Source organism: Paraburkholderia sp. HP33-1 (assembly GCF_021390595.1).
Lineage (GTDB): Bacteria > Pseudomonadota > Gammaproteobacteria > Burkholderiales > Burkholderiaceae > Paraburkholderia.
In genome coordinates, this window is the sequence record NZ_JAJEJR010000001.1 from 2,011,337 (window position 1) to 2,022,551 (window position 11,215).

7 protein-coding genes are annotated in these 11,215 nt (G+C 66.0%); 3 read left to right on the forward strand and 4 right to left on the reverse strand.

The window, feature by feature from the left end; all coding sequences use genetic code 11:
* Window positions 1-146: 146 nt before the first annotated feature.
* On the reverse strand, window positions 147-899 hold the full coding sequence (gene rpsB, locus L0U81_RS09135; RefSeq protein ID WP_013089705.1) for a 30S ribosomal protein S2: 753 nt from the start codon (window positions 897-899) through the stop codon (window positions 147-149).
* A gap of 479 nt (window positions 900-1,378) precedes the next feature.
* On the opposite strand from rpsB, the gene map reads away from it, so the two are divergent.
* The 3 genes from map to L0U81_RS33805 are packed head-to-tail and all read left to right on the forward strand — an operon-like array spanning window position 1,379 to window position 6,978.
* Entirely contained in the window at window positions 1,379-2,263 is an 885-nt protein-coding gene (map, locus tag L0U81_RS09140) for a type I methionyl aminopeptidase (protein ID WP_326489818.1), read from the forward strand.
* A gap of 29 nt (window positions 2,264-2,292) precedes the next feature.
* Window positions 2,293-4,872, forward strand: coding sequence for a [protein-PII] uridylyltransferase (locus L0U81_RS09145; RefSeq protein ID WP_233801925.1), 2,580 nt, complete (start codon window positions 2,293-2,295; stop codon window positions 4,870-4,872).
* A gap of 6 nt (window positions 4,873-4,878) precedes the next feature.
* Complete coding sequence (locus tag L0U81_RS33805; RefSeq protein ID WP_233801927.1) at window positions 4,879-6,978, forward strand: pseudouridine synthase; 2,100 nt, start codon at window positions 4,879-4,881, stop codon at window positions 6,976-6,978.
* Window positions 6,979-7,074: 96 nt separating this feature from the next.
* On the opposite strand, the gene def is transcribed toward L0U81_RS33805, so the two are convergent.
* The 3 genes from def to L0U81_RS09165 all read right to left on the reverse strand — a co-directional run bounded on the left by def (window position 7,075) and on the right by L0U81_RS09165 (window position 11,158).
* On the reverse strand, window positions 7,075-7,608 hold the full coding sequence (gene def, locus L0U81_RS09155; RefSeq protein ID WP_233801929.1) for a peptide deformylase: 534 nt from the start codon (window positions 7,606-7,608) through the stop codon (window positions 7,075-7,077).
* Complete coding sequence (gene ligA / locus L0U81_RS09160; RefSeq protein WP_233801931.1) at window positions 7,605-9,668, reverse strand: NAD-dependent DNA ligase LigA; 2,064 nt, start codon at window positions 9,666-9,668, stop codon at window positions 7,605-7,607. Before ligA ends, def begins: the two co-directional genes overlap by 4 nt.
* Window positions 9,669-9,835: 167 nt before the next feature.
* Window positions 9,836-11,158 carry a cell division protein ZipA C-terminal FtsZ-binding domain-containing protein gene (locus L0U81_RS09165; protein ID WP_233801933.1) on the reverse strand — a complete coding sequence of 441 codons (1,323 nt, stop codon included), beginning with the start codon at window positions 11,156-11,158 and terminating at the stop codon, window positions 9,836-9,838.
* Between the last annotated feature and the right edge of the window lie 57 nt (window positions 11,159-11,215).

The window sequence follows — 11,215 nt, forward strand, 5'->3', positions numbered from 1 at the left end:
GTTTTCGCGTATTTTTTGCGAGCGACGCGCCTCGCGTCGCCTCATGCACTCTGCCAGATGCCTGTTACAACACCTGTTACAAGCGTCGCAACTTAAAAAAAGGGGGCCTGTCGAAAGCCCCCTTTTATGCCGGACACTGGGCAGCCTTACGCCTCCGGGTTGACCTCGACGAACTCGTCGCCGTCGCCGCCACGTGCTGCCTGGACCACTTCGTTGACCGCGTTGGCACGGCCTTCGAGGATCGCGTCGGCCACGCCAGCCGCGTACAGGGCGACGGCCTTGCTGGCGTCGTCGTTACCCGGGATCACGTAGTCCACACCTTCCGGCGAGTGGTTCGTATCGACCACAGCGATGACCGGAATACCGAGCTTGTTCGCTTCGGTCACGGCAATCTTGTGGTAGCCGACGTCAACCACGAAGATCGCGTCCGGAATGCCGCCCATGTCCTTCACGCCGCCGATCGACTTCTGCAGCTTGGCCATTTCGCGTTCGAACAGCAGCGCTTCCTTTTTGCTCATGCGCTCGGTTTCACCGGCTTCCAGCGCCGCTTCCATGTCCTTCAGGCGCTTGATCGAAACCTTCAGCGTCTTGAAGTTGGTCAGCATGCCGCCGAGCCAGCGTGCGTTCACGAACGGCATACCAGCGCGCTGCGCTTCCTGGGCGATCGTGTCGCGCGATTGACGCTTCGTACCGACGAACAGGATCGTGCCGCGGTTCGATGCCAACTGACGCGCGTACTTCAGCGCGTCGTTGTACATCGGCAGCGTCTTTTCGAGGTTGATGATGTGAATCTTGTTGCGATGACCGAAAATGAAGGGGGCCATCTTCGGGTTCCAGAAGCGGGTCTGGTGACCGAAGTGGACACCTGCTTCCAGCATTTGACGCATCGTAACTGCCATGAAATTCTCCACGAGGGTTGGGTCTTAAGCCGGCTGCCGCATCGACCGCGCCCGCCCTGATCTGGGACTGGAACGCGTCGACACCCTGGGTGCGCCGGCTTGCGAATTGGCTGCCTGACACTACTTTCCGCCTCACGACACAGGCAACCAGAGTGCCGCGAGAAGCCGTTCCGTCCAGCCGCCATGCGCGAATTTGCGAATGCGCGAACAACAGCAGACAAGGACCGACTTAGCCAAGGAGTATAGCACGCGACCACCGGCAGACTCAACCTGCCCGACCACCGGCCGATGGGCATGCGTACCGGATCGCGCGGCCGGGCCCGAAGTCCGGCTTTTGGCCCTCAGCGTAGTCAATGAGCGGGTTTTGGTCGCGTTGAGCCCATTGCCGCCCGATCCAGCGCAACGACGCGGCCCTCACTGCTGTAAAATGGCTCGATTCCGCTGCGCGCGCGAGATCGTTACGAATCGACCGGCATTCCGTGCCCTTCAGACGCCCTCCGCCCGGCCACCGCAACACCCAGCAAGCCTTACACAGCAAGGCTTCCGAGGAAACCATGGCTATCACGATCAAAAACGAAGACGACATCGCGAAGATGCGCGTCGCCTGTCGGCTCGCGAGCGAGGTGCTCGACTACATCACGCCTTTCGTCAAAGCCGGCGTCACCACGGGTGAGCTCGACCGTCTGTGTCACGAATACATGCTGAACGACCAGGGCACGGTTCCGGCGCCGCTCAATTATCAGCCGCCCGGCTACCCGCCCTATCCGAAAGCCACCTGCATTTCCGTCAACGACGTGATCTGCCACGGCATTCCGGGCGACAAGGCGCTGAAAAACGGCGACGCGCTGAACATCGACATCACCGTCATCAAGGACGGCTACTTCGGTGACACGAGCCGGATGTTCATCGTCGGCGAAGGGTCGATCATGGCGAAACGCCTCGTGCAGGCCACCTTCGAATGCATGTGGCTCGGCATCGACCAGGTGCGCCCCGGCGCGCATCTCGGCGACATCGGCTATGCGATTCAGAAGCACGCCGAAGGTCTCGGCTACAGCGTGGTGCGCGAATATTGCGGCCACGGCATCGGCACCGTATTCCACGAAGATCCGCAGATCCTGCACTACGGCCGTCCCGGTACCGGGCTCGAACTACAGGCCGGCATGATCTTCACGATCGAGCCGATGATCAACGCCGGCCGCCGCGACATCCGCACGATGCCCGATCAATGGACCGTCAAGACCAAGGACCGCAGCCTGTCCGCGCAGTGGGAGCACACCGTGCTCGTCACGGAGACCGGCTACGACGTGCTGACCGTATCGGCCGGTACGCCCGCGCGTCCGCCCGTAGTCGCGGCCACTGCCTGACTGATTCCGACCTCACCGCCCGCCCGCCAATGAGTAGCGTTCCAGCCATCGCCCCCTCCCATGCCTCGTCGCTCAAGGCGGACTACAAAGTGGCCAAAGCCCAATTGCTGGAACGCTTCCGAACGGCCGCCAACGTCGACACGTTGATGGCCGCCCTCGCGCGCGCCACAGACCATTCGTTGCTCGCCGCCTGGGACACCTGCGAGCTGCCCGACGACCTCGCGCTCGTCGCCGTCGGCGGCTATGGGCGTGGCGAACTCGCGCCGCATTCCGATATCGACATCCTGGTGCTGCTGCCCGACGCGCGGCTCGAGCATCTGGACGTGCGTATCGAGCGCTTCATCAGCCTCGCGTGGGATCTGGGGCTGGAGCTCGGCAGCAGTGTGCGCAGCGTGTCGCAATGCATCGAGGAGGCGGCCAACGACGTCACAGTGCGCACGTCACTGCTGGAAGCGCGCCGTATCACCGGCAGCGCCACGTTATTCGACGATTTCGCCCAGCGCTACCGTGCGGCGCTCGACCCGAAGGCGTTCTTCCAGGCGAAAGTGCTCGAAATGCGCCAGCGTCATGCGAAGTTTCAGGACACGCCCTACGCGCTCGAGCCGAACATCAAGGAAAGCCCGGGCGGGCTGCGCGATCTGCAACTGATCCTGTGGATCACGCAGGCGGCCGGCTTCGGCAGCAGCTGGCGCGAACTCGAAGCACGCGAACTCATCACCGAGCGCGAGGCGCGTGAGCTGCGCCACAACGAAGGCTTCCTGAAGTCGCTGCGCGCGCGGCTGCACGTGCTCGCAGGCCGTCGCCAGGACATCCTGGTGTTCGACCTGCAGACGCCGCTCGCGGAAAGCTTTGGTTTCAAGCCGACCGCGACCAAGCGCGCCAGCGAACAGCTGATGCGCCGCTACTACTGGGCCGCGAAAGCGGTCACCCAGCTCGCGACGATCCTGATCCAGAATATCGAGGCGCAGCTGTTTCCGAGCACGAGCGGCATCACGCGCGTGTTGTCGGAACGCTTCGTCGAAAAGCAGGGCATGCTCGAAATCACGTCGGACGACGTGTTCCAGCGCGAGCCGAACGCGATCCTCGAAGCGTTCCTGCTCTACGAACGCACCCCCGGCGTGAAAGGCCTGTCGGCACGCACGCTGCGCGCGATCTACAACGCGCGCGACGTGATGGACCAGCACTGGCGGCGTGATCCCGAAAACCGCCGGCTCTTCATGGAAATCCTGAAGCAGCCGGCCGGCATCACGCATGCGTTCCGGCTGATGAACCAGACGAGCGTGCTCGGGCGTTATCTGCTGAATTTCCGGCGCATCGTCGGGCAGATGCAGCACGACCTGTATCACGTGTACACGGTCGATCAGCACATCCTGATGGTGCTGCGCAATATGCGCCGCTTCGCGATCGCCGAGCACGCGCACGAATACCCGTTCTGCAGCCAACTGATCGCGAACTTCGACCGGCCATGGGTGCTGTACGTGGCCGCGCTGTTTCATGACATCGCGAAGGGGCGCGGCGGCGATCATTCCACGCTGGGCATGGCTGACGCGCGGCGCTTTTGCCGGCAACACGGCATCGAAGGCGAGGACGGCGATCTGGTCGTATGGCTCGTGCAGCAGCATCTGACCATGAGCCAGGTCGCGCAAAAGCAGGACACGAGCGACCCCGAAGTGATCAAGCGCTTTGCCGAGCTGGTCGGCACCGAGCGCCGTCTGACCGCGCTCTACCTGCTGACGGTCGCCGACATCCGCGGTACCAGCCCGAAGGTCTGGAACACGTGGAAAGGCAAGCTGCTCGAGGACCTGTACCGCACCACGCTCGCCGTGCTCGGCGGCGCGCGGCCGGACGAGCATTCGGAACTGAAGTCGCGCCAGGAAGAGGCGCTCGCGCTCCTGCGTCTCGAAACGGTGCCGGAAGGCGCGCAACGGGCGCTGTGGGACCAGCTCGACGTCGGCTACTTCCTGCGCCACGACGCGGCGGACATCGCGTGGCAGACGCGCGTGCTGTACCGCCACGTCGAAACGGCGACGCCGCTCGTGCGCGCGCGGCCGTCGCCGATCGGCGATGCGCTGCAGGTGCTCGTCTACGTGAAGGACCAGCCCGATCTGTTCGCGGGCATCTGCGCGTATTTCGATCGCAACGGACTGTCGGTCCTCGATGCGCGCGTCAGCACGACGCGCCACGGCTACGCGCTGGACAACTTCCTCGTCACGCACACCGAAGAGGACGTGCACTATCGCGACATCGCCAATCTGGTCGAGCAGGAGCTCACCGCGCGGCTCGCGGGCCATGGCACGTTGCTGCCGGGACCGTCGAAGGGCCGGCTGTCGCGCCTGTCGCGCACCTTTCCGATCACGCCGCGCGTCGACCTGCGGGCCGACGAGCGCGGCCAATACTACATCCTGTCCGTGTCGGCAAACGACCGGCCGGGCCTTCTTTATTCGATCGCGCGCGTGCTGGCCGAGCATCGGGTCGGCGTCGCCTCGGCGCGGATCAATACGCTCGGTGAACGCGTCGAGGACGTGTTCCTGCTCGAAGGACACGGTCTGTCCGACAACCGCCTGCAAATTCAGGTCGAAACGGAACTGCTGCGCGCGATCGCAGTGTGAGATTTCATGCGAATCAAATTAACAGCGAAGCATCCGCGGCCGGCGTCGTCCGAACGCGCCCCTGTCCGCCCCGGCAGCACGTCGGCGCGTAAGCCGACCCGTCCGGCGCGGCCGAAGCCATTTGGAGCCGAGGGCGGCGCGAAGCGCGAAGGCGCGGCAGCGGCTGGCGGCGGCGCAAAGCCGGCGGGCGGGCGCGCGCCGCGCCGAGTTGAAGGCGGCGCCGATCGAGGCGAACGTGCAGAACGCGCACCGCGTCGTTTCGAAGGCAGCGCAGAGCGTGGCGAACGCGCACCGCGGCGCGAGTTTGGTGAGCGGGCTGAACGTGCGCCGCGTCGCTTTGAAGGCAGCGCAGAGCGTGGTGAACGCGCACCGCGGCGCGAATTCGGTGAGCGGGCTGAACGCGCGCCGCGTCGCTTTGAAGGCAGCGCAGAGCGTGGTGAACGCGCACCGCGGCGCGAATTCGGTGAGCGGACTGAACGCGCGCCGCGTCGCTTTGAAGGCAGCGCAGAGCGTGGTGAACGCGCACCGCGGCGCGAATTCGGTGAGCGGACTGAACGCGCGCCGCGTCGCTTTGAGGGCAGCGCAGAGCGTGGTGAACGCGCACCGCGGCGCGAATTCGGTGAGCGGACTGAACGCGCGCCGCGTCGCTTTGAGGGTGCGGGCGAGCGCGAACGCGCGCCACGTCGATTCGAGGGTGCGAGCGAGCGCGAACGCGCGCCACGTAGGTTCGAAGGCAATGCGGAACGCGGCGATCGCGCGCCGCGCAGTTTTGGTGATCGTGCGCCGCGTCGCGACGACGGCGAACGCCGCCCGTTTAGCGGCCCGCGCACAGGCGCTGGCCGTCCGACGGAAGGCGCGCGTGGCGACCGTCCGGTGCGCGGCGAGCGCGGTGCCGCTGATCGTCCTCGCTTCGGTAGCGATCGCGATGCATCGCAGCAGCGTCGCGGCGGTGATCGAGGCGCACGCGGCGACAGCGCGCCGCGCCGCTTCGAAGGCGAGCGTGGCGATCGCGGCTTCGCGAAACCGGCAAAAGGCGGCTACGGCGAACGTACCGAGCGTCCGGCGCGCACCACGCGCGACGACCGTGGCGAACGCGGTGCACGCGGCGACTGGACGCCGGGCCGGCGCGAGTCCGGCGAGCGCGCCGCACGCGGCAGCGAACGCTCCGAGCGCCGCGAGCGCCCCGCGCGCAGCTTCGACGACACGTTGCCAGCCGCGGGCCGTCGCTTCGGCGACGAGCGTCCGGCCCGCGCCGCAAAACCGCGCGCCGCGGCGTCGACGACAGCCCAATCCCACGACGCATCCGTCGACACCCCCCACCTTCCCCGCCGCGATCGCGAAGACGCGCCGGGCATGCTGCGCCTGTCGAAGCTGATGTCCAAGCTCGGCATGTGCTCGCGCCGCGAGGCCGACGAATGGATCGAGAAAGGCTGGGTCATGGTAGACGGCGAGCGCGTCGATACACTCGGCACGAAGGTGTTCCCGGATCAACGCATCGACATCGATCCGGCCGCCGAAGCCTATCAGTCGAGCCAGGTGACCGTGATCGTTCACAAGCCGGTCGGCCTCGTGTCGGGCCAGGCGGAGGACGGCTATGAACCGGCCATCACGCTCGTCACACCGGAGAATCGCTGGGAAGGCGATCGCTCGGGCATCCGCTTCTCGGCGTCGCATCTGCGCCAGCTCGCGCCGGCCGGGCGTCTCGACATCGATTCGACGGGCCTGCTCGTGCTGACGCAGGACGGCCGCATCGCAAAGCAGCTGATCGGCGGTCACTCCGAGGTGGACAAGGAGTATCTGGTGCGCGTCGCATACGGCGAGTACACGGTCGACGTCGAAGGCCACTTCCCGGCGGAAAAACTCGCGCTGCTGCGCCACGGCCTGTCGCTCGACGACGTGGCGCTGAAACCCGCGCAGGTCAGCTGGCAGAACGGCGAGCAGTTGCGTTTCGTGCTACGCGAAGGCAAGAAGCGTCAGATTCGCCGCATGTGCGAGCTGGTCGGTCTCGACGTGGTGGGCCTGAAGCGTGTGCGCATGGGCCAGGTGATGCTCGGCGCGCTGCCGCCGGGACAGTGGCGCTATCTGTCGGAAGACGAGTCGTTCTGAGGCCCGTCCACCGCGCCTGGCTGCTGAAAGCAGGCGCATCGGGACAACAAAAAGCCCACGCACAAAGGCGTGGGTTTTTTGTTTGCGGCAGCTGCGTCAATCGTCGCTATTCGGATCGAGATCCGGAAACAGGACCTCGGTAAAGCCGAACTTCGAGAAATCGGTGATCCGCATCGGATACAGCTTGCCGATCAGATGATCGCACTCGTGCTGCACGACGCGCGCATGAAAGCCTTCGGCGACCCGGTCGATCTGATTGCCGAACTGATCGAAGCCGTGATACCGGATCATCGAAAACCGGCTCACCACACCGCGCAGCCCCGGCACCGACAGGCAGCCCTCCCAGCTCTCCTCCATGTCCTGCGACACCGGCGTGATGGTCGGGTTGATCAGCACCGTTTCCGGCACCGGCGGCGCGTCCGGATAGCGCTCGTTCGAACCGAAGCCGAAGATCACCACCTGCAGATCGACGCCGATCTGCGGCGCGGCGAGACCCGCGCCGTTCGCGTCGTGCATGGTCTCGAACATGTCCGCCACGAGCCGGTGAAGCTCGGGGGTGTCGAAGTGATCGACGGGGTCGGCGATTCGCAGCAGGCGCGGATCGCCCATCTTCAGAATGTCGTGAATCATGAGTGCCCCTCCAGGAGCTTGCGCATACCATCTTCGTCGAGTACGGGGATGCCGAGTTCCTCGGCCTTCGCGAGTTTGCTGCCCGCGTCGGCGCCCGCCACCACGTAACTGGTTTTCTTCGATACCGACCCCGCCACCTTCGCGCCGGCCGCTTCGAGCATTTCCTTGGCGTCCTCGCGCGACAAGTTGGGCAGCGTGCCGGTCAGCACGACCGTCTGGCCGACCAGCACGCCCTGCGGCGCCTTCGGCGCGGGCGGCCCTTCGGACCACGTAACCTTGCCCGGCGCACGCAACTGCTCGATCACCGTGCGGTTGTGGTCCTCGGCGAAGAACTGGTGGATCGATTCGGCGACCACTGGCCCCACGTCGTTGACTTCGAGCAGCTCTTCCAGCGACGCATCCATGATCGGATCGAGCGAGCCGAAGTGCTTCGCGAGATCCTTCGCGGTCGATTCGCCGACATGGCGAATTCCCAGCGCGTAGATAAAGCGCGCAAGCGTCGTGTGCTTGGCTTTTTCGAGCGAGTCGAGCAGGTTCTGTGCCGACTTTTCGGCGAAGCGGTCGAGTTCGGCGAGCGTCGCGAAGCCAAGATTGAACAGATCGGCCGGCGTGCGCACCAGGTTCTGCTCGACCAGTTGATCGATGATCTTTTCGCCGAGGCCATCGATATCGAGCGCGCGCCGTTGGGCGAAGTGCCACAGCGCCTGCTTGCGCTGCGCCGGACAGAAGAGCCCGCCCGTGCAGCGCGCGATCGCCTCGTCGGGCAGCCGCTCGATCGACGAACCGCACACCGGACACTGCGTCGGCATCACAAACTCGCGCGCGTCGGCTGGGCGGCGGTCGAGCAGCGCGCCGACCACTTCCGGAATCACGTCGCCGGCGCGCCGCACGATCACCGTGTCGCCGATGCGGATGTCCTTGCGGCGCACTTCGTCTTCATTGTGCAAGGTCGCGTTCGTGACCGTCGCGCCGCCGACGAACACCGGCTCCAGCCGCGCGACCGGCGTGATCGCGCCGGTTCGGCCAACCTGCACGTCGATCGCGACGAGCTTCGTCAGCGCTTCCTGGGCGGGGAACTTGTGCGCGAGCGCGAAGCGCGGCGCGCGCGACACGAAGCCGAGCGTGTCCTGCTCGTCGCGCCGGTTGACCTTGTAGACCACGCCGTCGATGTCGTACGGCAGCCTGTCGCGCTTCTCGCCGACCGCGTGAAAAAACCCGAGCAGGCCTTCCGCACCCTCCACGACGGCGCGCTCGCCGTTGACCGGCAAGCCCATCTCCTTGTACCAGTCGAGCAGTTCGCTATGGGTGGCCGGCATCTCGATACCTTCGAGCACGCCAATGCCATACGCGAAAAACGACAGAGGCCGCTGCGCGGTGATCTTCGAATCGAGCTGCCGCAAGCTGCCCGCCGCCGCGTTGCGCGGGTTGGCGAATTCGCGTTGCTCGGCGGCGCGCTGGCGTTCGTTCAGGCGCTCGAAATCGCGCTTGAACATCAGCACTTCGCCGCGCACGTCGAGCACGTGCGGCACGCGCTTGCCCTTCAGCTTCAGCGGAATCGAGCGGATCGTGCGGACGTTTGCGGTGACGTTCTCGCCGGTCGTGCCGTCGCCGCGCGTGGAGGCCTGCACGAACACGCCGTCGACGTAGCGCAGCGAGATCGCGAGGCCGTCGAATTTCAGCTCGGCCGCGTAATCGACGGGTACCGGCTCGCTGCCGTTCTTGCCGAGCGCGTCGCCGATGCGCTTGTCGAACGCGAGGATGTCTTCATCGGAAAAGCCGTTGTTCAGCGACAGCATCGGCTGATCGTGCACGACCGGCTCGAACCCGCTCGCCGCCTCGCCGCCGACGCGCTGCGTCGGCGAGTCCGGCACGATCAGGTCCGGATGCTCGGCCTCGATGCGCTCCAGCTCCTTGAACAGCTTGTCGTACTCGGCGTCCGGCAACTCTGGCTGATCGAGCACGTAGTACGCGTAGTTCGCGCGTTCGAGTTCCGCGCGCAGCCACGCGGCCCGCTCGGCCGGAGCGCTGCTTGTAGAAGAAGGGACGGAGGATCGGGCCATGCTGTCGGAAGCTTCTCGAGGTGAAAGTCGGACATCGGATTATCGCAGGAAGCGTGCCCCTTTACATCGCCGAATGGGGTGCGCGCCGTGCTGCAACGCGAGCCGGAAACGACGACGGCCGCACATCGTGCGGCCGTCGTCAAAACGCATAGAACGCCGAAGAAGGTTTACTGGCTGAACAGGCGCCGCGTCGCCGGTGAACCCGCCGGAATGCCCGCCTGTTCGAGCTTCGCGTACAGCGTCATCAATTGCTTTTCGATCGCGAGCAGCGCGCTTTCCGGCAGCGGCCGGCGACCGTCGTCGACCACACGTCCGCCGATACGCTCGGCCAGCGACTTCGCGTAGTCGCACATCAGGCGGAACGGCAGGATGTCCTCGTCGGCGACCGGCACGTCGAGCACCAGCGTGATCATCTCGCCGCCCTTGTACGTAAGGTCATCGCGCAGGAAGTTGGTGTCGCCGAACTGCAGCATGAATACCGGGCTTTGCCGCGAGTCGAGCTTGACGAAGCGCGTGCCGTCACGCGAGAGCAGCAGACCGTCCTGTGACGCGACCGCCTGCACGTAGTTGGCCGACCACGGCGCGCCGTCCGACAGCACGTTGATCGACAGCTGCGCGTCGCACTGGGCGGCAAAGCCGTCGAGTTCGCGCGCCATCGCGACGGTTTCGAGCATGTCGGGGAATTCAGGCGCCGCGTCGAGCGCGTCGGCGAAATGCTGCACGCCGGTCACGAACTCGGAAAATTCGAGCTCGTTGAGCGCACCGCTGCGGTTCGCGAGCTGCGCGGCGGCGCGCAATTCTTCATAGCGCGCGCCGTTCCGCAGCAGCTCCCACGCGCCGCTGCCCTCGGGCTTGCCTTCGATATGGACCGGCTTGCTGCCCGCGCGACGCAAGCGCTGCGCGAGCGGAATCACCTTGTCGCCGGCCACGGGTCCGTTCAGCCGGATCGGCACGATACAGTCGATGCGTCGATCGACGATCGCGGGCGGCGCCGACGAAATCGTCGTGGCGGCAGGCTGGATCGGTTCGACGCGCTCCTGCCCGACGGACGCGGGCTCGATGGCGGCCGATTCGGTCGCGGGTCGCTCTGCGTCCGCGCCCGGTGCCACCGCGTGCACGCCTTCGCTCACGGTGTCGGCCTCTGCCGACGGATAACCGTTCGGCGACGTCATCTCGGCCTGGATATCGGCCGGCGTATCGAGCGGTGCGACACCCGTGCCGAACGTCGGTTCGACGCGCGCGGCGGTCGGGTCCGCGGCCGAGGCCGCCTCGGCGCTCACGCTCGGCTCGCGCCGCGTGGTCGGCCGGGCCGGCTCGATGAACGGGCTCTGCTCCTCATGCTCGTCGCGCGCAAAGCTCTCGGCGGTGTCGGCCGGCATTGGCCGCGGCATCTTGCGGCGCACCTTCGCGCCCTGCCACGCGTTGTACACGACCACGCCCCCCACCACCACGGCACCCGCGCCGATCAAACCGAGTGTCAACTCGTCCATGCATGCTCCATCAGCAATTCTTCTATCCGCGCGGGCTTCTCGGCCGCTCCACGTACC